Below are 22,967 nucleotides of genomic sequence, written 5' to 3' on the forward strand. Positions count from 1 at the left end.
GACTCGCCCGGGTGGGCGAAACCAGAAACATCACCAGAGCTCGGCAATCAGCTGGGCTCAAATCCTCTAGCAACACTTAACGCAGACAGAGCCATTGAAATCGCCCCTACAAGGTGGTTGCGTGGCGTTCAGTGGCGAGGTGAAATCCGCAGCTTCTGACGGTACACAAACGCTGTGAACCGCCGCCCTGCTCCAAGGATGAAAGACCACCACCACGGATGCGTACACTCCCCATGCTCAGACTGCTCGCCGTACTGGCCGCCACGCTTGCCCTGTCGGGATGCTCGTTTCTGGTCGAAATGATCCTGTTCAACAACAGCGACGCACGCATCGAGGTCTGCAACCTGAACCAGACAGTGCCGACCTGCGAAATCATCGAGCCGAAGTCGTCCCGGAAAATCCTGCTGACAGGCGACAAGCCGGACCCATCCATCACCTACAGCATCAAGGGATCGGGCGAAGAAAGAACCTACAGGTTCGTATTCGAGCCCTACCCGGCGCAGGCCTCTGAAATCTACTGCCAAGGGTTCTTCATGAAGAGGTGCGATATCCCCCTTCAGTACGAGCCCGACGGTCTGCTGTATTGGGCGGGAAAGGACCAGGTGCTCCCTGTCGAGCGCTTCCCCGCGCAGCCACCGGGCTTTCCGGTTTCGCCGGGTGAGTGACGGGTAGCCGCAGCACCTGCCTTTGGGGTCATCCTGACGACGTCCCCGCTCCTTGCGGGCGAGGCCGTGCCCGGCTTCTGCCGGGAGCCAATTCCGGGACGGCCACCAGCGCTCTCAACACGAATACAGAGCTGTAGCGAGTGGGGCGAGGCGCTGCACCGGTAATTAGCCCGCGACCGATTGCCGCGCTTTGCGCAGGGCGCACCCGCGCCCCGCCAGAAACCACGCGCCTTGCGGGCCAGACGGCCATCGCTGCCCATCTGATATGGTTTTTGCCCCATCACCTGAATCTGTTTCCAGTATCAGCCTCTCCCTATAGTCCGCCTCGCCGTCATAGCCCAAAAGGCCAGCATCATGAGCGAGATGATTCCCGTCAGGCAGGTAGAGGTCGTCCAACCGAGTCGCCCCGCCGCCGCCAGCAAGTCCCTTTATGCCTCCAGTGCCCCGATCCACACCCGCAGCTTCACCGGGCGGTTCCGCAATTTCCGCCTGCTCGGTGCCGGGCTGTTGTGCCTGCTGTTCTTCGGCACCCTCTGGTTCGATTGGGATGGCCGCCAGGCCGTGCTCTGGAGCCTGGAGGACAGCAAGTTCTATATCTTCGGCGCGACCTTCTGGCCGCAGGATTTCATCCTGCTGTCGGGGCTGCTGATCATCTGTGCCTTCGGGCTGTTCTTCATCACGGTGTTCGCCGGGCGCGTGTGGTGCGGCTACAGCTGCCCGCAGAGCGTGTGGACCTGGATGTTCATGTGGGTCGAGCAGCGCACCCAGGGCGATCGCAACCAGCGCATCAAGCTGGCCGCTGCCCCCTGGGGCGTGGAGAAGGTGCTGCGCAACCTGGCCAAGCACGGCCTGTGGCTGGCCATCAGCCTGGCCACGGCCGTGACCTTCGTCGGCTACTTCACCCCGGTGCGTGAACTGGCCACCGAGATCCTGACCCTGCAGGCCGGCGGCATTTCGCTGTTCTGGGTGCTGTTCTTCACCGCCGCCACCTACGTGAACGCCGGCTGGATGCGCGAGCAGGTGTGCATCCACATGTGCCCCTATGCGCGCTTCCAGAGCGTGATGTTCGACAAGGACACGCTGATCGTTTCCTACGATGCCGCCCGGGGCGAGTCCCGCGGGGCGCGCAAGAAAGGTGTCGACCCGAAGGCCCAGGGCCTGGGCGATTGCATCGATTGCACGGTGTGCGTGCAGGTGTGCCCCACCGGCATCGACATCCGCGATGGCCTGCAGATCGCCTGCATCGGCTGCGCGGCCTGCGTGGACGCCTGTGATTCGGTGATGGACAAGATGGGCTATGCCCGTGGCCTGGTGGGCTACAGCTCGGAGCGCGCCCTGGAGGGCGGCCATACCCACCTGCTGCGCCCCCGCCTGATCGGCTACGCCACCGCCCTGGTGCTGATGATCGGCGCGTTCGGCTGGTTGCTGGCGGCGCGCTCGGAAATCTCCATGGACGTGATCAAGGACAGGGGCATGTTCCGCGAGAACGCCGCCGGCGAGATCGAGAACATCTACAACCTCAAGCTGATCAACAAGACCCAGCTCGCCCACCGCTACCGCCTGGAGCTGGCCGAGGGCGAGGGCCTGCGCCTGCAGGCACCGGCCGAGGTGAAGATCGAGGCGGGCGAGATCCTCGAGCTGCCGGTTTCGGTGGCCCAGGAAGACGACGCGCTGGGCGGCGGCTCCCGCGAACTGGTGTTCCGCCTCACCAGCCTGGACGGCGATGCGGCCAGCGCCAGCGCCGACAGCACCTTCGTCAGCCCCCACCGTTGAGCATGGACGGCACCTGTGGCGGCGGCCCGACGCAGCGCTTAGAGTGGGCGGCCCAGGCCGCCCACCCGCAGGACAAGATGAAGCGCTACGAGAAATTCGCCGACGAGATCGCCGAGCTGATCCGCACCGGCGTGCTCGCACCGGGGGAGAAGGTGCCCTCGGTGCGCCACGCCAGCCGCACCTACGGGGTCAGCGCCTCCACCGTGTTCCAGGCCTATTACCTGCTGGAGAGCCGCGGGCTGATCATCGCGCGTGCGCGCTCCGGCTACTTCGTCTGCCAGCACGTGCAGCGCCCGCTGCAGGAACCGGAGGTGCCCGTCCGCGAGGCGGCCACCACCGAGGTGGACGTGAGCGAGCTGGTGTTCTCGGTGCTCAGCTCCATCAAGGACCCGGACACCGTGCCCTTCGGCTCGGCCTTCCCCAGCCCCGAGCTGTTCCCCCTGCAACGCCTGGCGCGCTCCATGTCCCATGCGGTGCGGGAGATGGACCCGCGCTCCACCGTCTCCGACATGACCCCGGGCAACCACGGCCTGCGCCGGCAGATCGCCCTGCGCTACATGGTCGGCGGCCTGCCGCTGCCCATCGAGGAGCTGGTGATCACCAACGGCGCGCTGGAAGCGCTGAACCTGTGCCTGCAGGTGGTGACCCGCCCGGGCGACCTGGTGGCCATCGAGTCGCCGGCCTTCTATGCCAGCCTGCAGGTGCTGGAGCGGCTGAAGCTGAAGGCGGTGGAAATCCCCGTGCACCCGCGCGAGGGCATCGACCTGGAGGTGCTGGAACGCAGCCTCGAGCAGTTGCCGATCAAGGCCTGCTGGTTCATGAGCAACTTCCACAACCCCCTGGGCGCGAGCCTTACCGAAGCGCGCAAGCGACGCCTGGCCGAGCTGCTGAAGCAGTACCAGGTGCCGATGATCGAAGACGACGTGTACGCCGAGCTGTATTTCGGCCAGCAGGCGCCCAAGCCGGTGAAGGCCTTCGACAGCGAGGGCCTGGTGATGCATTGCAGTTCGTTCTCCAAGAGCCTGGCACCGGGTTACCGGGTGGGCTGGGTGGCGGGCGGGCGCTACGCCGGGGAGATCGAGCGGTTGAAGCTGATGACCAGCATCTCCGCCTCGGTGCCGGCCCAGGCCGCCATCGCCGACTACCTGCAGCACGGCGGCTACGACCGCCATCTGCGGCGCCTGCGCTATGCCCTGGAGAGCCAGCAGAACGCGATGCTGGCGGCCGTGGCACGCCACCTGCCGGAGCAGACCCGGGTCAGCCGGCCCGATGGCGGTTACTTCCTGTGGCTGGAGTTCCCTGCGCAAGTGGACTCGCTGCGCCTGTTCCAGCTGGCCCTGGCCCAGGGCATCAGCATCGCGCCCGGGCCGATCTTCTCGGCCACGCGAAGTTTCAGCAATTGCGCGCGGTTGAATTACGGCCACCCCTGGACGACGCGCAGCGAACAGGCCATGGAAACACTCGGGCGTATCATCCGCAGCCTTTGAGTGTGCACCAGGGAAGTGCACGGCGAGTGCAACGAAAGTTGAACTCGTCGTGCGTTCGGCTTTCTATTCGATAGAGCTTCTGGTGAATTTCCCTATATACTTCGCCGCCCCTCCCCAAGTTCTCCGGTAATTCGCGCAAGGCGCGGCATGCCTGGCTTGCGGCAGTGCGGCGAACACGACCGGGATAGTCGTGAAGACAATGGAAGACGGCCATTCGGCCAACTCCATGACAGGCGAAAGTTGCAGAAGGCCCCGCGCCTTCCATCGCCGGAAACTCATTCAAGACCTCTATCAGACGAAGCGGATCACTACGTGACGAAAGACGAACTGCGCGCCGAACTCGAGCGCCAGGAAAAACGATTCAAGGATGTTTACGGCGGCGAAGTAACCACCTATGCCGCGCAACCGGACCCCGAGCGCAAGCCCTGGCGCAAACGCTCGAACTACCTGGACCAGGCCTTCGAGCGCGAGATCCAGAAGATCGAGAAAGAGCTCGGCCAGAACAGCTGAAACGATTTCGAACAATGCGTCGCGCAGCCCGGTTTTACTGGGCTGCGCCGCCATGCCGCAGTGCCATCAGGTACCGATCGGCAGTCGGGCGCTGGGCGCGGGCCGGATTTCTGGCATAATTCGCGCCCCCTAACCAGCCTGTCACTAAACCTTCATGTTCGATCTCTTCAGCGGGCTTGATGCCTGGCTGGTCGTGAGCCTGTTGCTCGCCCTGGCATTCGTCCTGACCTTCGAGTTCATCAACGGTTTCCATGACACCGCCAACGCGGTCGCCACGGTTATCTACACCAAGGCCATGTCGCCCTACCGCGCTGTGGTCCTCTCCGGCATCTTCAACTTCCTCGGCGTATTGCTGGGCGGCGTCGGCGTGGCGTATGCCATCGTCCACCTGCTGCCGGTGGAGCTGCTGATCAACGTCAACACCGGCCACGGTCTGGCCATGGTGTTCTCGTTGCTGGCGGCGGCCATCACCTGGAACCTCGGTACCTGGTACCTGGGCATCCCGGCATCCAGCTCCCACACCCTGATCGGCTCGATCCTCGGCGTCGGCCTGGCCAACGCGATGATCACCGACCTGCCCCTGGGCGAAGGCGTGAACTGGGGCAAGGCCATCGATATCGGCCTGTCGCTGATCTTCTCCCCGGCCGCCGGCTTCATGGTCGCGGCGCTGCTGCTGCTGTCGCTTAAGTGGTTCTACCCGGCGTCGAAGATGCACAAGACCCCGGAGACCCGCAAGGAAGTCGACGACAAGAAGCATCCCCCCTTCTGGAACCGCCTGGTGCTGGTGCTTTCGGCCATGGCCGTGAGCTTCGTGCACGGTTCCAACGACGGCCAGAAAGGCATCGGCCTGATCATGCTGGTGCTGATCGGCATCGTCCCGGCCAAGTTCGTGCTCGACCTGAACAGCACCACCTACCAGATCGAACGCACCCGTGATGCCGCCACTCACCTGAGCCAGTTCTACCAGCGCCACACCGATACCCTCGGCGAGATGCTGGCCCTGGGCAAAGGCGGCAACATCAGCGAGATGCCCCAGGCGTTCCGCTGCGATCCGAAACAGACCGAAGCGACCATCGACGGCCTGCTGACCAACCTCAAGGGCGTGGCCAGCTACAGCGACATGAGCGAGGAAACTCGCGTCGAGACCCGCCGCTACCTGCTCTGCCTGGACGACACCGCGAAGAAGGTGGGCAAGCTCTCCGACCTGCCGGCTCGCGAGAAGGCGGACCTGGAGAAGCTGCGCAAGGACCTGACCGCCACCACCGAGTACGCGCCCTTCTGGGTGATCCTGGCGGTGGCCCTGGCCCTTGGCATCGGCACCATGGTCGGCTGGAAGCGCGTGGTACTCACCGTCGGCGAGAAGATCGGCAAGCAGGGCATGAGCTACGCCCAGGGCATGAGCGCGCAGATCACCGCCGCCGCCGCCATCGGCCTGGCCAACATCTACAGCCTGCCGGTGTCCACCACCCATGTGCTGTCCTCCGGCGTCGCCGGCACCATGGTCGCCAACAAGAGCGGCCTGCAGGGCGGCACGGTGCGCAACATCCTGCTGGCCTGGGTGCTGACCCTGCCCACCTCCATGGCCCTGGCCGCGGCGCTGTTCTGGCTCTCGACCAAGTTCATCGTCTGAGTCATGCAGCCATGAAAAAGGGCGCCTTCCGGCGCCCTTTTTCGTTGCGACGAATCCGCAGTCAACGGCGCTTGCCGCCCAGCAACGAGCCCATGAGCCCGCGCACCAGTTGCCGGCCCAGCTGGTTGGCGGCCTGGCGCACAGCGGTTTTCATCGCCTGGCTGGCGAGGCTGCCCAGCAGTTCGCCAGCGGCACCGGCGAAACCGGACTCGGCCTCGGCGGGCGCGGCCTTGCCCTTGGTGGCCGGGGCGGCGGGCGCATCGGCGGCACGGGCGGTGAGGATTTCGTAGGCGGACTCGCGGTCGATGGGCTTGTCATAGCGCCCGGCCTGGGGCGAGGTGCGCACCAGCTCGGCACGCTCGGCCTCGCTCAGCGGCCCGATGCGCGATTGCGGCGGGGCGATGGCCACGCGCTGCACCATGGCCGGCGTGCCCTTCTCTTCCAGCGTGCCCACCAGGGCTTCGCCGATGCCCAGTTCGGTGAGCACGGCCAGGCTGTCGAACGCCGGGTTGGGGCGGAAGCCGTCGGCGACTGCGCGCAGGGACTTCTGCTCCTTGGCGGTGAAGGCGCGCAGCCCATGCTGGATGCGCAGGCCGAGCTGGGCGAGGACGGTATCCGGCAGGTCGCTCGGGGACTGGGTGACGAAGTAGACGCCGACGCCCTTGGAGCGGATCAGCCGCACCACCTGCTCCAGGCGTTCCTGCAAGGCGCGCGGGGTGTCGGCGAACAGCAGGTGTGCCTCGTCGAAGAACAGCGCCAGAACCGGTTTGTCGGCATCGCCGCGCTCGGGCAGTTGCTCGAACAGCTCGGCCAGCAGCCAGAGCAGGAAGGTGGCGTAGACCTTGGGTGCCTCGTGCACCAGGCGGCTGGCGTCGAGCAGGTGGATGCGGCCACGGCCGTCCCGGTCGGGGTGGAGGATGTCTTCCAGTTGCAGGGCCGGCTCGCCGAACAGGGCGTCGGCGCCCTGCTGCTCCAGAGTGGCCAGGCGCCGCAGCAGGGCCTGGGCGGAGGCACCGGCGAACAGGGCGCGGTCCTCGCCGAGCAGCTCGGGGTGGTCACGCAGGTGGTTGAGCAGGGCCTTGAGGTCCTTCAGGTCGAGCAACAGCAGGCCTTCGCGGTCGGCCACCTGGAAGGCAGCGTAGAGGGCCGCCTGCTGGCTGTCGGTGAGTTCCAGCAGGTTGCCCAGCAGCAGGGGGCCCATTTCGCTGAGTGTCGTACGAAGCGGGTGGCCGCTCTTGCCGGCCACGTCCCACAGCGTCACCGGATAGGCCTTGGGCTGGTGCCCGAGCCAGGGCATGGAGGCGATGCGTTCGGCGACCTTGCCCTGGGGCGCGCCGGCAGCGCCGAGGCCACAGAGATCACCCTTGATGTCGGCGGCGAACACGGCCACCCCCGCGTCGCTGAAGGCTTCGGCGAGGCGCTGCAGGGTCACCGTCTTGCCGGTGCCGGTGGCCCCCGCCACCAGGCCGTGGCGGTTGGCCAGGCGCAGTGCCTGGGCGATCGGCTGGCCGGAAGGGTCAGCGCCAAGAATTATCGAACTGGATGCAGGCATCTCGCCATCCTCAAGCTTTACTGGTTCTGTACCGACACAGTGTTCAACGCCGGATCCGTTAAGAAAAACCGGCGACCCGCCAAGACTGGTACCTGCATCAATCGGACGCAAGAAAACATGACCAAGAACCTGAAGTTCAGCCACAAGATCCTGCTGGCCGCCTCTTTGGTAGTGATAGCGGCGTTCTCGCTATTCACGCTCTACAACGATTACCTGCAACGGAATGCGATCCGAGACGACCTGGAGAGTTACCTGAAGGAAATGGGTGACGTGACCGCCAGCAACATCCAGAACTGGCTTTCGGGCCGGATTCTGCTGGTGGAGAACGTGGCGCAGAACATCTCCCGCCACGCCGAAGCCGAATCCGTGACCTCGCTGCTGGAACAGAAGGTGCTGGCCTCGACCTTCGCCTTCACCTACCTGGGCAGCTCCGACGGCTCCTTCACCATGCGCCCGGACAGCGCCATGCCCGATGGCTACGACCCGCGCACCCGCCCCTGGTACAAGGACGCCATGGCCGCCGGCGCCACCACCCTGACCGAACCCTATATCGACGCTGCCACCAGTGCGCTGATCATGACCATCGCCACCCCCGCCGGGGACAAGGGTGTGGTGGGCGGCGACCTGAGCCTGCAGACGCTGCAGCAGATCGTCAATTCGCTGGACTTCCAGGGCATGGGCTACGCCTTCCTGGTCAGCGAGGACGGCACCATCCTGGTTCATCCGAACAAGGATTTCGTGATGAAGAAGCTGGCGGACATCTACCCCAGGAACACGCCGCGCATCAGCACCGAGTTCTCCGAGGCCGAGCTGGATGGCGAGGCGCGCATCCTCACCTTCGCCCCGATCAAGGGCCTGCCGACGGTGAAGTGGTACATCGGCCTGTCCATCGACAAGGCCGAGGCGTTCTCGATGCTGCGTGAGTTCCGCACCTCGGCGGTCATCGTCACCGTCATCGCGGTGGTGATCATCATCGCCCTGCTGGGCATGCTGATCCGCGTGCTGATGCAGCCGCTGCTGCTGATGGGCCGTGCCATGCAGGACATCGCCCAGGGCGAGGGCGACCTGACCCGCCGCCTGGACGTGCACTCCCAGGACGAGTTCGGCGAGCTGGCGCAGTCCTTCAACCAGTTCGTCGAGCGCATCCACTCCTCCATCCGCGAGGTTTCCGCCACCACCCGCCAGGTCAACGAGGTGGCCAAGCTGGTGCTGTCGGCCTCCAACTCGTCGATGAGCAACTCCGACGAGCAGGCCCAGCGCACCAACAGCGTGGCCGCGGCGATCAACGAGCTGGGCGCCGCCGCCCAGGAGATCGCCCGCAACGCCGCCGATGCCTCGCACCAGGCCTCCGATGCGCGCAACCAGTCCGAGGACGGCCGCCAGGTGGTGGAGAAGACCATCGTGGCGATGAGCGACCTGTCCGGGAAGATCCGCGCCTCGTGCGGCAACATCGAGACCCTGAACAGCAAGACGGTGAACATCGGGCAGATCCTCGAGGTCATCAAGGGCATCTCCGAGCAGACCAACCTGCTGGCGCTCAACGCCGCCATCGAAGCCGCCCGTGCCGGCGAGGCGGGCCGTGGCTTCGCCGTGGTCGCGGACGAGGTGCGCAACCTCGCCCACCGCACCCAGGAGTCGGCGCAGGAAATCCAGAAGATGATCGAGGAGCTGCAGGTGGGCGCCCGCGAGGCGGTCAACACCATGACCGAGAGCCAGCGCTACAGCGAGGAGAGCGTGACCATCGCCAACATGGCGGGTGAGCGCCTTTCCAGCGTGACCCAGCGCATCGGCGAGATCGACGGGATGAACCAGTCCGTGGCCACCGCGACCGAGGAACAGACCTCGGTGGTGGAGTCGCTGAACGTGGACATCAACGAGATCAACATGCTCAACCAGGAAGGCGTGGAAAACCTCCAGGCCACCCTGCGCGCCTGCGCCGACCTGGAACAGCAGGCCGCGCGCCTGAAGCACCTGGTGGACAGTTTCCGCATCTGATCGGGCTTCGCTGAAAAAGAAGAAGGCGCCTGCGGGCGCCTTTTTCATTTGACGATTCGAGCCGAGGACTCGACAGGATGAGCGCGTCCCAGGAGCGAGCAGTGCGTAGCCCGGGCTTCAGCCCGGGGATCGAGCTGCGCAACCCCTCCTACGAGGACTCGCCCTCGTCATCCGGCTGCTGCTTCACCTGCTCCCACAACTCGGCGGCACCGGGGAATTCGGTGCCGTTCTCGTCGGTGAGTTCATCGGGGTCGTAGCGGCGCACACAGCCTTCGCCGAGGGTCGGCGGTGGGCTGGAGGTGCCGCGATTGCGTGGATCGGTCATGCCGGCCTCCCGGCGCCGCTGCGAGCGCCCGATGGATCAGTCGAATACCACGGTCTTGTTGTCGTGGACCAGTACGCGGTCTTCCAGGTGGTAGCGCAGGCCGCGCGCCAGCACCAGTTTCTCCACGTCCTTGCCCAGGCGCACCAGGTCTTCGATGTTGTCGCGGTGGCTGATGCGCACCACGTCCTGCTCGATGATCGGGCCGGCGTCCAGTTCCTCGGTGACGTAGTGGCAGGTGGCGCCGATCAGCTTCACGCCGCGCAGCGAGGCCTGGTGGTACGGCTTGGCGCCGATGAACGAGGGCAGGAAGCTGTGGTGGATGTTGATCACCTGGTGGCGGTACTTCTGGCACAGGTCCGGCGGAATGATCTGCATGTAGCGCGCCAGCACCACGTTGTCGGCCTTGTGCTCGTCGATCAGGCGCGAGACCTGCTCGAACGCCGGCTGCTTGTTCTTCGGGTCCACCGGGACGTGGAAGTAAGGGATGCCGTGCCACTCGACCATGCTGCGCAGGTCGTCGTGGTTGGCGATCACGCAGGGGATCTCGCAATCCAGCTCGCCACTGTGCCAGCGGTGCAGCAGGTCGGCCAGGCAGTGGGATTCACGGCTGGCCATCAGCACGACGCGCTTCTTCACCGAGGAATCGGTGATGCGCCATTCCATGGAGAACTCACGCGCGATGGGCGCGAAAGCCTGGCGGAACCCGTCCAGGTCGAACGGCAGCGAATCGGCGCGAATCTCGTGACGCATGAAGAACCAGCCACTCTGATTGTCGGAGTGGTGGCTCGCCTCGGTGATCCAGCCGTTATAGGTAGCCAGGAAATTGCTGACCTTGGCTACGATGCCAACACCATCCGGGCAGGCGATCACCAGACGAAATGTGCGCATGGGGGAAAACTCCAGAGACTTCGCAAAAGGCGGTCATTCTAGCCACACACCGTGAAAGTTTCAGCAGCTCCATTGAACTTCCCGTCGCCCCGCAAGCGAGCCCGCAACTCCGGTCTCGCCGCCGATGACGCACGCAAGTTCCAATCCTTGGTTTGGCCCGGTTGTGAACAGGGATTAATTCAAACATCGACTTATTTTAAAAATAATCCCGACAAAACTTTTCCTGCATGTTTACTTGTATTAACGCGCTGACTATTATCCCTGACACTCAGCCATCGCCAGCCATCACCATTTTCACAAGGGACTCAGACATGTCGCTGATCAACGAATACCGCGCTACCGAAGAAGCCATCAAAGAACTGCAAGAACGCCTGAAGAACCTGTCGCAAGACGACAAGCTGAAAAAAGAGCTGGAGTTCGAAGGCAAACTGCGCGCCCTGATGGGTGAATACCAGAAGTCCCTGCGCGATATCATCGCCCTGCTCGATCCGGACTCCAAAACTTCCAAGGCCCCGCGTGCCGCCGCCAAGACTACTGGCAGCAAGCGTGCTCGCAAGGTCAAGCAATACAAGAACCCGCACACCGGTGAAGTTATCGAAACCAAAGGTGGCAACCACAAGACGCTGAAAGAGTGGAAAGCCAAGTGGGGCGCCGACACCGTTGAAGGTTGGGCCACCCTGCTGGGCTAATTGCCACGGGTTAAAAAAACGCCAGCATCAGCTGGCGTTTTTTATTGCCCGGAGAAACTCAAAGGCCATAACGCTGACGCAACTCCGTGGCATGTTCGGACCAGGCCTGGAGGATGGCCAGCTGGGCCGGCGTAGCCGTGGCGCTGAGCTCCGCCATCGCCTGCTCGAAGCCCGCCAGTGTATTGGGCGCCCCCAGGGCCGGGTCACTCAGGCGACCACGGCAGAAAGCGATCCATTTATCCCGCTCGGCGGGGGATAACGTGTCCGGGAAGTTTCTCGCGCGGTAACGGAACAGCAACTCCGGCAACCGCACATCATCGAACGGCCAGGGTTCCTGGGCTAAACGAAGCGGCTCGGCATTCCGTACTTGTTCGCACAGCCGCCGGTCACGGTCACCGATAAAACCATCATAGAGTTGCTGCTCCGGATCTTCGGTTCCGGGGAAGGCTTCCTCTGCATAGATGGCAGGCAACTTGTCCTGCCATTGCCCACGCAATTCGGCAAGTTGCCGGGCGCTTTCCTGGACGGCGGCCAAGTCCACTTGCAGGCGTTGCTGGTCGGCCGGCCGCAGCACACTAAGGGGCGCCACTACCGGGCAGCGATTGATATGCAGGAGTTTCAACGGGACCGGTATTTCCCCTTCGGCCAGCTCATCACGCCGTGTATAGAGGCGACGGCGCAGAGTTTCAGCATCCTGATCCAGCAACGGCGATACATCGGATAACAAGTCGCAGACGATCAGTGCATTGCGGTTTTTCGGATGCCAGGCCAGTGGCAATACCACGGAGAAATAATGCCGCGCCGCCGAAAAGCGACCCGATATATGTACCAGCGGCTGCAACAGGCGAATCTGTTCCTGCACCTTGTGCTTGCTGCGCAACTGGAAGAGGAAGTCATACAACCGTGGCTGGCGATCACGCACCAGCCGCGCCAGGGCGATGGTCGCGCGCACGTCGGCCAGCGCCTCGTGGGCCTGGCCGTGGTCGATGCCGTTGGCGGCGGTCAGGCGCTCCAGGCGCAGCGACACCCGCCCCTCCTCGGTGGGCCACTCGATGCCTTCCGGGCGCAGCGCGTAGGCGGTGCGCATGGTGTCGATGAGGTCCCAGCGGCTGTTACCGCCCTGCCACTCCCGCGCATAGGGGTCGTGGAAGTTGCGGTAGAAGCTGTATCGGGTCACTTCGTCGTCGAAGCGCAGGGTGTTGTAGCCGGCGCCGCAGGTGCCCGGGCGGGACAGCTCGGCGTGCACGCGGGTGATGAACTCGCCTTCGTCCAGCCCCTTCTCGCGCAGGGTCTGCGGCAGGATGCCGGTGACCAGGCAGGCCGCCGGGTGGGGAAGGATGTCGTCGCTGGGCCGGCAATAGATGTTCAACGGCTGCTCGATTTCGTTGAGCGCCTCGTCCGTGCGGATGCCCGCCACCTGGATGGCGCGGTCGCTGCGGGGGTTGATGCCGGTGGTTTCGTAGTCGTACCAGAAGATGCTGGAAGTCACGTTGCCTCCTATGGCCAAGGGGCCGGAGTCTATCACCCGAAGGCGAGCGGCCACCGACCACCAATACGCGAAACAGTGACGCAGCCGATTGAATTCGTCGCGCCGACGCCCGAAAATATTGCGCTCGCGCCATGCCCGACCCGGGCCCGCGCCTCCTGCACCGACTCACAAGGAAGCGACCATGCAAGGCATCCCCGAAAACCCCTATTCCGCGCCCCAGAGCGCCCTGGTCGAGTCCACCGACACCCAGGCCCTGAGCATCGAGGCCGCCCTGGCCCGTGGCTACGATTTCAACATCGGCGACGTCGTCAACGAATCCTGGCAGCGGGTCAAAGGCTCCAAGGGCATGATCATCGGCGCCATGCTGGTGTACGGCGTGGCCAGCCAGACCCTGGGCCTGCTGTTCGGCTTCGTCTTCGGCCTCATCGGCGCCCTGGGCGGTGAAGTGATGGCCGCCGTGCTGCCGATCGTCGGTGGCCTGATCGCCTCCGGCCTCTGCGCCTCGCTGCTGGGTGGCATCTACCTGCTGGGCATCCGCCAGGCCGCCGGCCAGCCGCTGAACTTCAACGAAGTGTTCGCCAACTTCGGCCTGTTCGTGCCGCTGTTCATCCTCAGCATCCTGATGGCCGTACTGATCTACGTCGGCTTCTTCCTGCTGCTGCTCCCCGGCATCTACCTGGGCGTCGCCTACCTGCTCGCCCTGCCCCTGGCCGTAGAGCGCAAGCTGTCGCCGTGGCAGGCCCTGGAAGCCTCGCGCAAAGCCATCAGCCAGCGCTGGTTCAAGGTCTTCGGCCTGATGCTGGTGCTGTCGCTGATCATGATGGTCAGCGCGATCCCGCTGGGCATCGGCCTGGTCTGGACCTTCCCGATGTTCATCATCGCCGTGGGCATCCTCTACCGCACCATCTTCGGTGTGCTGCCGCCGCCGCAGTGATCCCGCCTTGCCGACCCGCCCAGCGGCGGGTCGGTTGCCTCGCCAAGTGATGCTCCGCTAGCATCGTGCTTTCCCCAACGCAGTCGACCCATGACATCGACGTCCCGCAGCACCAGCCCATACGGAAATGAGCAGGGTCAGTCCGCTCCCCTGGACACCCGCTACCAGGTGGAAACGCCCGAGGGCATCGACCTCGTGCTGCGCCCCGCCAGCCTCCTGCCCCGCGCCCTGGCCTATACCGTGGACCTGCTGATCCGCGGCATCCTGCTGCTGGTGCTCTACTCGGTATTCCTCCTGCTCGGGCAGTTCGGCATGGGCCTGGGCCTGATCGTCACCTTCCTCGTCACCTGGTGGTACATGGTGCTGTTCGAGGTGCTCAACCAGGGTCGCTCCCCCGGCAAGCAGCTGATGGGGCTGCGCGTGGTCCACGACGACGGCACGCCGGTGGGCTGGTCCTCGTCCCTGGTGCGCAACCTGCTGCGCTTCGTCGACATCCTGCCCTTCGGCTACGCCCTGGGCATCATCAGCACCCTGACGCACCCCGCCTTCAAGCGCCTCGGCGACCTCGCCGCCGGCACCCTGGTGGTCTACCGCGAAGACAAACCCTCGCGCCCGCAACTGCCGGACGCCGAGCCCCAGCGCGCGCCCTTCATCCTGAGCCTCGCCGAGCAACGCGCCATCCTCGGCTACGCCGAGCGCCAGGGCGGCCTCTCCAGCGGTCGCCGCGCCGAGCTGGCGGGCATCCTCGCCGAGCCGCTGGAAGTCCCGGCCGAGCAGGCCGAGGCCCGCCTCAACGGCATCGCCAGGAGCCTACTGGGAAGCCCATGAAACAAAGCCTTTTCGAACGTCGCCACCAGGCCGACTGGGAACGCTTCGGCGCCCAGCTCGACGCCCTGGAGCGCGGCAAGGCCGACGCCAAGTCCTGCGAGGGCTTCGCCGCCGACTACCGCCACCTCTGCCAGCAGCTGGCGCTGGCCCAGGAGCGCGGCTACAGCAGCCACCTGATCGACCAGCTGCAGCAACTGGCCATGCGCGGCCACCAGCAGTTCTACCGCCACCGCAGCCACCTCGGCGCGCAGATCGTCGGCTTCGTGCTCGGCGGCTTCCCGCGCCTGGTGCGCGAGCAGTGGCGCAGCATCCTCATCGCCAGCCTGCTGTTCTACGTGAGCCTGGCGGTGATGGGCGTGCTGGTGCACCAGTTCCCCGACCTGGTCTACAGCGTGGTGCCGCCGGACCAGGTGGCCGAGATGGAATCCATGTACGAGCCCGACGCCCACCGCATCGGCGCCAGCGAGCGCGACTCCGGCGACGACTGGATGATGTTCGGCCACTACATCATGAACAACATCGGCATCGCCTTTCAGACCTACGCCAGCGGCCTGCTCTTCGGCCTCGGCAGCCTGTTCTTCCTGTTCTTCAACGGCCTGATGATCGGCGCCGTGGCCGGGCACCTGACCCAGGTCGGCTACGGCGAGACCTTCTGGTCCTTCGTCATCGGCCACGGCTCCTTCGAGCTCACCGCCATCACCTTCGCCGGTGCCGCCGGCCTGCAGCTGGGCTGGGCGCTACTCGCCCCCGGGCGGATGACCCGCGCCGAATCCCTGCGCCTGGCCGCCACCCACAGCGTCAAACTCATTGCCGGCGCCATGCTGATGCTCCTGATCGCCGCCTTCGTCGAGGCCTACTGGTCGTCCATGACCTTCACCACACCCAAGGTGAAGTACATCGTGGGTGCCTGCCTGTGGCTGCTGCTCGGCAGCTATTTCTGCTTCGCCGGTCGGAGTCGACATGCGCCTGACTGATGCCAGCGTCGCCATTCGCCCGCGCAGCGCCTGGGAAGCCATGGACCTCGGCGTGCTGCTCGCCCGGCGCCACATGGGCCTGCTCATGGCCAGCTGGGCGCTGGTCACCCTGCCGGTGTTCCTGCTGCTGTGCCTGGTGCTGTGGAACTACTCCGGCTGGGCGATCTTCATCTTCTGGCTGCTCAAGCCCGCCTTCGAGCGCCTGCCGCTGTACATCCTTTCCCGCGCGCTGTTCGGCGACACGCCGACGCTCAAGGAAGCGCTCAAGGCCTTCCCGCGCCTGCTCAAGCCGCAGCTGATCGCCAGCCTCACCTGGCGCCGCTTCAGCCCCACGCGCAGCTTCGACATGCCGGTGATGCAACTGGAAGGCCTCTCCGGCGCGGCGCGCAGCCAGCGCCTGGTGGTGCTCGGCCAGCGCGATGCCGGTGGCGCCACCTGGCTCACCATCATCGGCATGCACCTGGAAACGGCGCTGTGGATGGGCCTGATCACCCTGCTCTACCTGATGCTGCCGCAGCAGGTGGTGGCCGACTGGGACTGGCAGAAACTGCTGCAACAGGCCGAAGGCGACTGGGTGTGGCTGGAGCACCTGTCCAACAGCCTGTACTTCTTCGTGCTGATGATCTGGGAGCCGGTCTACGTCGCCTGCGGCTTCACCCTCTACCTGAACCGCCGCACTGCCCTGGAAGCCTGGGACATCGAGCTGGTGTTCCGCCGCCTGCGCCAGCGCCTCACCGGCCTCGCCTACGCCCTGGTACTGGGCATGGGCGTGCTCCTGGTCACCGCCCTGCCCGCCAAGCCGGTGCTGGCCGACGAAACCGCCAGCAGCTGCCCGATCCCGGTGGAAGACCCCAACGGTCCCGACGCTCCGCGTCTTCTCCACCAGGAGCTGACCAGCCAGGCCTCCAGCGAAAGCATCGCCAAGCTGCTGGACGAGCCGCCCTTCGAGAACCGCGAGACGGTGACCCGCTGGCGCTTCCCGGATGCCGAGGCCAAGGACAAGAAGAAGGAAGAGCTCTCCAAGGAAGACGCGGAGAGCCTCACCGATTTCATCAAGGGCCTGTTCAAGCTGGCCGAGCTGTGGGACAGCACCAGCTGGCTGGCGCTGGTGATCAAGGTGCTGCTGTGGGGCCTGCTGTTCAGCCTCATCGCCCTGATCATCTGGCGCTACCGCGAATGGCTCGCCACCTTCGCCGGCAACATCGGCCTGCCGAAACGCCGGCGCCGCGAGGCACCGCTGCAGCTGTTCGGCCTGGAAGTGGCACCCGAGACCCTGCCCGACGACGTCGCCAGCGAAGCCGAACGGCTCTGGGCCGAGCACCCGCGCGAGGCCCTCGGCCTGCTCTACCGCGCCCTGCTCAGCCACCTGCTCCACGATTTCCGCCTGCCGCTCAAGGGCTCCCACACCGAAGGCGAAGTGCTGCGCATGGTGCAGAACCTGCAGCGTGAAGAGCTGGGGCGCTTCGCCCAGGTCCTCACCCGCCACTGGCAGAACCTCGCCTACGGCCACCAGCTGCCACCGGAGAGCCTCAAACGTGGCCTCTGTGAAGGCTGGCGCCGCCTGGTTGCCACGGGGGCCAGCGCATGAGCCGTCGTGGAGGTTTCATCTTCGGTGCCCTGCTCTTCCTGCTGCTGGGCCTGTTCCTCATCTGGCTGCTCAACAAGATCGAGCCCTATCAGGAAACCATCGCCCACGGCGCCTCGCCCGAAGCGCGCACCAACATCTACCTCGCCGCCGAGAGCTACCTGCGCAAGCAGGGCCTGACGGTGGCGCACGCCGATGGCCTGGAAGTGCTCAACGACCTGCCCGCCGCCGGCCACACCCTGTTGCTGCTGGCCGACCGCAGCCGCATGACCCCGCGCCAGGCCGACCGCGTGCTGGACTGGGCGGCCAAGGGCGGCCACCTGTTGTTCGTCGCCGAAGCCCTCTACGACGAGGACGACGGCAAGAGCGGTGACCTGCTGCTGGACCGCCTCGGCGTGCAGCAGTACGAAAGCGAGGACCTCGACGAAGAGGACAGCGAGGACGCCGAGCAGAGCGAAGCCACCGACAGCGCCGAAGACACCCAGGACGAAGCCGAGTCCGACGCCACCGACGACAGCGAGCAGCAGGCCGAAGGCGAGGAAGAAGCGCCGGCCGACGGCGAAGCCGAGCCCGAGGACGAAGACCGTTACCCCGAGCTGACCAAGCTCTACCTGGAAAACGAGGACGCGCCGGCCTACATCGACTTCGATACCAGCTTCCACCTCTACGACAGCGAAGACCGCGCCCACGCCTGGGCCAACAGCGGCAACGCCACCCACATGCTGCAGATGAACCACGGCGACGGCCTGGTCACCGTGCTCACCGACAGCTGGATCTGGCAGAACAACAATATCGCCAGCCACGACAACGCCTGGCTGCTCTGGTACCTCACCCAGGACACCGGCGTGACCCTGTTGTACCGCGCCGAGCGCGATGACCTGCCCGCCCTGCTGCTGCGCAACTTCCCCGAAGCGCTGGCGGCCCTGGCCCTGCTCATCGCCCTGGTGCTCTGGCACGTCGGCCGTCGCCAGGGGCCGCAACTGGCACCGGCCAGCCGCTCGCGCCGCCAGCTGGAAGAACACCTGCGCGCCAGCGCCGACTTCCTTATGCGGCGCAGCGGCAAACAGGTGCTGCTGCAAGGCCTGCAGCGCGACATCCTGCGTCGCGCGCGGCGCCGTCACCCCGGTTTCGAACGACTCGCCGTGGCCGAGCAATGGCAGGTGCTCAGCCGCCTGACACGCATGCCCACCGCCGCCATCAGCCAGGCCATGCGGCCGCTGCCCAAGCAGCGCCTCAGCGCCTCCGAATTCACCCGCCAGGTCGCCCACCTGCAAAGCCTCAGGAATGCCCTATGAGCGAACAGACGCCCGATCAGCCGATCAACGATGAAGCCGAAGGCCTGAACCTGGACCTTTCCGACGTCACCCCCGAAGCCCCGGCCCCCGTGACCGCTGCCGTGCAGCCCAGCGAGCCCGCCCCGGCACCGGCCGCCCCTGCCGCGCCCTCGGCAGCCAGCAGCCAGCGCCAGCGCGCCAGCCAGCTGGCCCAGGCCCTGCGCCAGGAACTGCAAAAGGCCGTGGTCGGCCAGACCGCCGTCATCGACGACGTGCTCACCGCCCTGATCGGCGCCGGCCACGTGCTGGTGGAAGGCGTGCCGGGCCTGGGCAAGACCCTGCTGGTCCGCGCCCTGGCACGCTGCTTCGGCGGCGAGTTCTCGCGTATCCAGTTCACCCCGGACCTGATGCCCAGCGACGTCACCGGCCACGCCGTGTACGACATGCAGAGCGAGCAGTTCAAGCTGCGCAAGGGCCCGGTGTTCACCAACCTGCTGCTGGCGGACGAAATCAACCGCGCCCCGGCCAAGACCCAGGCCGCACTGCTGGAAGTGATGCAGGAACGCCAGGTCACCCTCGAAGGCCGCGCCCTGCCGGTGCCCCTGCCCTTCCTGGTCATGGCCACCCAGAACCCCATCGAGCAGGAAGGCACCTACCCGCTGCCGGAAGCCGAGCTCGACCGCTTCATGCTCAAGCTGCGCATGGACTACCCCGAGGCCAACGAAGAGCTCGCCCTGGTGCGCCAGGTGACCCGCTCCGCCCGTGCCGACATGCTGGAGGTGGCGCCCCTGCGCACCCTGCTGCAGGCCAAGGACGTGCAGGCCCTGCAACGTATCGCCAGCGAACTGCCCATGGACGACCAGGTGCTCGATTACGCCGTGCGCCTGGCCCGTGCCACCCGCACCTGGCCGGGCCTGGCCCTGGGTGCCGGCCCGCGCGCCTCCATCGCCCTGGTCCGTGGCGGTCGCGCCCGCGCCCTGCTGCGCGGCGGCGACTTTGTGCTGCCCGATGACGTGAAGAGCTGCGCCCTGGCGGTGCTGCGCCACCGCGTGCGCCTGTCGCCGGAGCTGGATATCGAAGGCCAGTCCGTGGACCAGGTCCTGCAACAACTGCTGGAACAGGTGCCGGCGCCGCGCCTATGAAACCATCGCGCATCCTGCTCGGCCTGATCGCCGGACTGCTGGCCGTGGCGCTGGTCCTGGGCACCCTGCACGCCCTCGGCACCAAGCTGCCGGAACAGCTGCGCCTGCTCTGGTGGGGGCTGCTCTGCGCCCTCGCCCTGCTCGCCGTGCTCGATGCGCTGTGGCTGCGCCGCCTGCCTTCGCCCGCGATGGAACGCCAGCTGCCGGGCAACCTGTCCCTGGGCCGCTGGGGCGAGGTGCGCCTGCGCGTGCACCACGCCTTCACCCGCGCCCTGCAGCTCAAGGTCTACGACCATGTGCCGGCGGGGATGGACACCGAGTTCCTGCCGCAATCCGTGGCCCTGCATCCGGGCGAGGTCACCGAGTTCGGCTACCGCGTACGCCCGCTGCAACGCGGCCGCTTCGCCTTCCCCCTGTGCGAGGTGGAGCTGCCCAGCCCCCTGGGCCTGTGGGGCCAGCGCCGCTACCTCGACCTGCCGGGCGAGACCCGCGTCTACCCGGACTTCGCCCGCCTCTACGGCGCCCAGCTGATGGCGGTGGACGACTGGCTCAGCCAGCTCGGCGTGCGCCAGCGTCCGCGTCGCGGCCTGGGCCTGGAATTCCACCAGCTGCGTGAATTCCGCGACGGCGACACCCTGCGGCAGATCGACTGGAAGGCCACCGCACGCAAGCGCACGCCCATCGCCCGTGAATACCAGGACGAGCGCGACCAACAGATCGTCTTCATGCTCGACTGCGGCCGCCGCATGCGCAGCCAGGACGGCGATCTCTCGCACTTCGACCACGCCCTCAACGCCAGCCTGCTGCTCAGCTACGTGGCCCTGCGCCAGGGCGACGCGGTGGGCCTCAGCACCTTCGCCGGCGACCAGCAGCGCTACCTCGCGCCGGTCAAGGGCCCGGCCCAGTTGAGCGTGCTGCTCAATGCCGTCTACGACCTCAACAGCACCCAGCGCCCGGCCGACTTCGGCGCCGCCATCGACGCCCTGCTGGCACGCCAGCGCCGCCGCGCCCTGGTGGTGCTGGTGACCAACCTGCGCGATGAAGACGACGATGAACTGCTGGCCGCGGTCAAGCGCCTCGGCCGCCATCACCGGGTGCTGATCGCCAGCCTGCGGGAAGAAGTGCTGGACGCCCTGCGCCAGGAGCCGGTGCAAGGCTTCGAGCAGGCGCTGTCCTACTGCGGCACGGTGGACTACCTCAACGCCCGAGCCAGCCTGCACGAACGCCTGGCGGCCCACGACGTCCCGGTGCTCGACTGCCGCCCCGGCGAACTCGGCCCCGAACTGGTCGGCCGCTACCTGGCCTGGAAAAAGGCCGGCGTGCTCTAACCCCATCGGGGCATAACCGTACCCGTACGCTTGATTCCCGGGCTGAAGCCCAGGCTACGGGAGTCAATGCTCGAGCAAGAAACCGGAACCACGTGGCGGCTTGGCCGCCATGATGGGTTTCGCTTCGCTCTACCCATCCTACGTACTGATGCGCACAACATCTGGGCCGACGTGCGCCGATGTTGGAGCAGCCGCCAAATGCCCCCTTTCAGGAGGCCGAGCGCAATCGTTGTGGAAGGGGTTGAGCGACATGGATGTCGCGAGAGCGATGTCGGGCCAGGGATGGCCCGTCAGCGCGTGCCCCTGGAACGATGATGGAGCGAGGGGAGTCTGGCGCCAGCCAGACCCGTATGTCGGGGGCGAGTTTTTTGGTTCCTTTTCAACGATTGGAAAAGGGACTCGCCCGGGTGGGCGAAACCAAAAGCATCAGCAGAACTCGGCAATCAGCTGAGCTCAAATCCTCCAGCACCAATTCAAACGCCAGCCGCCACGCCTGAAGCGCAGCGGCTAACGCCGGATACGGCTACGCCGACGCGGCGAGGGGACGAAAGCTGAAGTAGTGGCGCAACGCCTCGACCATCTCCACATACTCCGGCGGCGGTGCCACCAGGGCGAAGCCCGAGTCGAAGTTACCGGGGTTGACGTCTTCCCGGCTCCATTGGCAGGTCGCGTAGAAGTCGATGAAGTGCTGCTGGCCGTCATGCCCCGGAATCTTCAGGCGCATGTCGAAACGGGCCCCCACCAGCATCGGCAGCTGGCTGATCAGCATCAGGCCTTCGAGGGACACGTTGCCCAGATAGCCCATGGGCTTGTCGGTGATGCGATTGAAGACCTTCAGGTAATAGGGCAGCTGGTGGCGTTCTATTCGGCGTTGGCTACGCATGATGGCGAATCGCTATTGATGGCCGTTCAGTATGGCCTCACTACTGCACTCGAACCAAGTAATTAACCGCAGTGCTCACTGATTTCCGCGGTCAATTTACGACGGGCGGCGTCGATCTCGCCGTCGCTGTAATACTGGCGCTCACCCTTCCCATCTACACGATAGAACTTAGCGCCGTCGCGAAGCTGGGCAAGGTTACCGCGTAACGTGTTGCATTGCTTCTGGCGCTCGCCGCGGGCATCCGCCGCCTTGCGCTCGGCCTGCGCCTGTTCCTGGCGGCGGGCATCGAAGAACTGCTCGGCACGTTGCTCGCGCTCGCGGGTGGCCTCGTCACGCTCCACCACCTGCGGCTTGACCTCCACCTGCTGCGCGCCGGCCTGGGGTCGCTCGCTGAAATGCACCTGGCCGCTGGCGTCCGTCCAGCGGTAGATCTCCGCGCTCGCCAGCCCTGGCAGCAGGATGACCGCGAAAAGCAGGTGACGCATGGAGCCCCTCCCGGAAACAAAGGCCAAGCTTAGCGCTGGCCGGTCGCCGCTCAAGCGAGCCACGACCGACGGTCGAAACGCCGGTCAGAGCGACGCAGGGGAAGCCTTGGCGGGTGAGCCCGTGTTGATCTGGCCGAGCTTCTCCAGGGTCTCAAGGCGCGCACGGGCGCGGTAGGCGTACTCGCTGGTGGGGTAGCGGCCGATGATGAAGTTGTAGGTCTGCTGGGCATCCACGAACAGGCTCTGGCGCTCCAGGCACTGGCCGCGCAGCAGGGAGATCTCCGGCTGCATATAGGCCCGCGAGCGGCTCTTGCGCTCGGCCTGGGACAGCTCGAGCATGGCCTTGTCGCAGTCGCCCTCGTCATAGGCGAGGTAGGCGTTGTTCAGGTGATGGTCCAGCGACCAGCGGGTGCAACCGGCGAGGCCGGCGAGCAGGGCCAGGATGATCAGCGTGCGCATGGGTAAGTCCTCCGTTGGCGAGTATATCGGCGCTCACGGAAATTTCTGCAGCGCCATCCGGCGGAGTGCGGG

The 22,967-nt window shown here is 65.8% G+C and carries 21 protein-coding genes and 1 pseudogene; 15 read left to right on the forward strand and 7 right to left on the reverse strand.

Going from position 1 to position 22,967, the window contains the following annotated elements; all coding sequences use genetic code 11:
* Nucleotides 1-233 precede the first annotated feature (233 nt).
* The 5 genes from OEJ36_RS03800 (at nt 234) to OEJ36_RS03820 (ending at nt 6,065) form a co-directional block, all read left to right on the forward strand.
* Entirely contained in the window at nt 234-665 is a 432-nt protein-coding gene (locus tag OEJ36_RS03800) for a hypothetical protein (RefSeq protein ID WP_263400444.1), read from the forward strand.
* Between the two features lie 354 nt (nt 666-1,019).
* The gene (ccoG, locus tag OEJ36_RS03805; protein ID WP_263400445.1) at nt 1,020-2,438 is read left to right on the forward strand and encodes a cytochrome c oxidase accessory protein CcoG; all 1,419 of its coding nucleotides are present in this window, start codon (nt 1,020-1,022) and stop codon (nt 2,436-2,438) included.
* Between the two features lie 77 nt (nt 2,439-2,515).
* Nucleotides 2,516-3,925, forward strand: coding sequence for a GntR family transcriptional regulator MpaR (gene mapR / locus OEJ36_RS03810; RefSeq protein ID WP_184492158.1), 1,410 nt, complete (start codon nt 2,516-2,518; stop codon nt 3,923-3,925).
* A 312-nt stretch (nt 3,926-4,237) separates the two neighbouring features.
* Entirely contained in the window at nt 4,238-4,435 is a 198-nt protein-coding gene (locus tag OEJ36_RS03815; RefSeq protein WP_021218042.1) for a hypothetical protein, read from the forward strand.
* 154 nt (nt 4,436-4,589) lie between these two features.
* Entirely contained in the window at nt 4,590-6,065 is a 1,476-nt protein-coding gene (locus tag OEJ36_RS03820) for an inorganic phosphate transporter (protein WP_263400446.1), read from the forward strand.
* Nucleotides 6,066-6,126: 61 nt separating this feature from the next.
* Here the strand turns inward: OEJ36_RS03820 and OEJ36_RS03825 are convergent, their stop codons facing one another.
* Nucleotides 6,127-7,617, reverse strand: a complete 1,491-nt coding sequence (locus OEJ36_RS03825; RefSeq protein WP_263400447.1) for a DUF853 domain-containing protein — start codon at nt 7,615-7,617, stop codon at nt 6,127-6,129.
* Nucleotides 7,618-7,734: 117 nt separating this feature from the next.
* On the opposite strand from OEJ36_RS03825, the pseudogene OEJ36_RS30540 reads away from it, so the two are divergent.
* Nucleotides 7,735-8,754, forward strand: a pseudogene (locus tag OEJ36_RS30540) (cache domain-containing protein); the annotation flags it as partial.
* Between the two features lie 93 nt (nt 8,755-8,847).
* On the forward strand, nt 8,848-9,612 hold the full coding sequence (locus OEJ36_RS30545) for a methyl-accepting chemotaxis protein (RefSeq protein ID WP_411860966.1): 765 nt from the start codon (nt 8,848-8,850) through the stop codon (nt 9,610-9,612).
* A 148-nt stretch (nt 9,613-9,760) separates the two neighbouring features.
* On the opposite strand, the gene OEJ36_RS03835 is transcribed toward OEJ36_RS30545, so the two are convergent.
* Together OEJ36_RS03835 and purU are read right to left on the reverse strand one after the other, a co-directional pair.
* The gene (locus OEJ36_RS03835; protein ID WP_263400449.1) at nt 9,761-9,937 is read right to left on the reverse strand and encodes a hypothetical protein; all 177 of its coding nucleotides are present in this window, start codon (nt 9,935-9,937) and stop codon (nt 9,761-9,763) included.
* Nucleotides 9,938-9,973: 36 nt separating this feature from the next.
* Nucleotides 9,974-10,825 carry a formyltetrahydrofolate deformylase gene (purU, locus tag OEJ36_RS03840; RefSeq protein ID WP_021218048.1) on the reverse strand — a complete coding sequence of 284 codons (852 nt, stop codon included), beginning with the start codon at nt 10,823-10,825 and terminating at the stop codon, nt 9,974-9,976.
* A gap of 311 nt (nt 10,826-11,136) precedes the next feature.
* Between purU and mvaT the strand changes: the two genes are divergently transcribed.
* Entirely contained in the window at nt 11,137-11,514 is a 378-nt protein-coding gene (mvaT, locus tag OEJ36_RS03845; RefSeq protein WP_184492153.1) for a histone-like nucleoid-structuring protein MvaT, read from the forward strand.
* A gap of 58 nt (nt 11,515-11,572) precedes the next feature.
* On the opposite strand, the gene sbcB is transcribed toward mvaT, so the two are convergent.
* Complete coding sequence (gene sbcB / locus OEJ36_RS03850) at nt 11,573-13,003, reverse strand: exodeoxyribonuclease I (RefSeq protein ID WP_263400450.1); 1,431 nt, start codon at nt 13,001-13,003, stop codon at nt 11,573-11,575.
* Between the two features lie 181 nt (nt 13,004-13,184).
* Here sbcB and OEJ36_RS03855 point away from each other — a divergent pair, with 181 nt between their 5' ends.
* The 7 genes from OEJ36_RS03855 (at nt 13,185) to OEJ36_RS03885 (ending at nt 21,068) form a co-directional block, all read left to right on the forward strand.
* Nucleotides 13,185-13,937: a DUF975 family protein gene (locus OEJ36_RS03855; protein WP_263400451.1), complete on the forward strand. Its 753-nt coding sequence runs from the start codon at nt 13,185-13,187 to the stop codon at nt 13,935-13,937.
* Nucleotides 13,938-14,027: 90 nt separating this feature from the next.
* Nucleotides 14,028-14,765: an RDD family protein gene (locus OEJ36_RS03860; protein WP_021218052.1), complete on the forward strand. Its 738-nt coding sequence runs from the start codon at nt 14,028-14,030 to the stop codon at nt 14,763-14,765.
* Nucleotides 14,762-15,739, forward strand: coding sequence for a stage II sporulation protein M (locus OEJ36_RS03865; RefSeq protein WP_263400452.1), 978 nt, complete (start codon nt 14,762-14,764; stop codon nt 15,737-15,739). Before OEJ36_RS03860 ends, OEJ36_RS03865 begins: the two co-directional genes overlap by 4 nt.
* Nucleotides 15,726-17,327, forward strand: a complete 1,602-nt coding sequence (locus OEJ36_RS03870) for a DUF4129 domain-containing protein (protein WP_263400453.1) — start codon at nt 15,726-15,728, stop codon at nt 17,325-17,327. The genes OEJ36_RS03865 and OEJ36_RS03870 overlap by 14 nt, the downstream gene beginning before the upstream one ends.
* Nucleotides 17,324-18,619 (forward strand): DUF4350 domain-containing protein, encoded by a 1,296-nt coding sequence (locus OEJ36_RS03875; RefSeq protein ID WP_263400454.1) that lies wholly within the window; start codon nt 17,324-17,326, stop codon nt 18,617-18,619. The genes OEJ36_RS03870 and OEJ36_RS03875 overlap by 4 nt, the downstream gene beginning before the upstream one ends.
* Nucleotides 18,616-19,740 (forward strand): AAA family ATPase, encoded by a 1,125-nt coding sequence (locus tag OEJ36_RS03880; RefSeq protein ID WP_411860962.1) that lies wholly within the window; start codon nt 18,616-18,618, stop codon nt 19,738-19,740. The genes OEJ36_RS03875 and OEJ36_RS03880 overlap by 4 nt, the downstream gene beginning before the upstream one ends.
* The gene (locus tag OEJ36_RS03885; RefSeq protein WP_263400455.1) at nt 19,737-21,068 is read left to right on the forward strand and encodes a DUF58 domain-containing protein; all 1,332 of its coding nucleotides are present in this window, start codon (nt 19,737-19,739) and stop codon (nt 21,066-21,068) included. Before OEJ36_RS03880 ends, OEJ36_RS03885 begins: the two co-directional genes overlap by 4 nt.
* A 523-nt stretch (nt 21,069-21,591) precedes the next feature.
* Here OEJ36_RS03885 and OEJ36_RS03890 read toward each other — a convergent pair.
* The 3 genes from OEJ36_RS03890 to OEJ36_RS03900 all read right to left on the reverse strand — a co-directional run bounded on the left by OEJ36_RS03890 (nt 21,592) and on the right by OEJ36_RS03900 (nt 22,895).
* On the reverse strand, nt 21,592-21,951 hold the full coding sequence (locus OEJ36_RS03890; RefSeq protein ID WP_021218058.1) for a PilZ domain-containing protein: 360 nt from the start codon (nt 21,949-21,951) through the stop codon (nt 21,592-21,594).
* A gap of 62 nt (nt 21,952-22,013) precedes the next feature.
* Nucleotides 22,014-22,436 carry a DUF4124 domain-containing protein gene (locus OEJ36_RS03895; RefSeq protein ID WP_021218059.1) on the reverse strand — a complete coding sequence of 141 codons (423 nt, stop codon included), beginning with the start codon at nt 22,434-22,436 and terminating at the stop codon, nt 22,014-22,016.
* An 84-nt stretch (nt 22,437-22,520) separates the two neighbouring features.
* Complete coding sequence (locus OEJ36_RS03900; RefSeq protein ID WP_263400456.1) at nt 22,521-22,895, reverse strand: tetratricopeptide repeat protein; 375 nt, start codon at nt 22,893-22,895, stop codon at nt 22,521-22,523.
* Nucleotides 22,896-22,967 lie beyond the last annotated feature (72 nt).

The organism is Pseudomonas sp. PDM13 (assembly GCF_025685765.1).
GTDB classification, from domain to species: domain Bacteria; phylum Pseudomonadota; class Gammaproteobacteria; order Pseudomonadales; family Pseudomonadaceae; genus Metapseudomonas; species Metapseudomonas solani.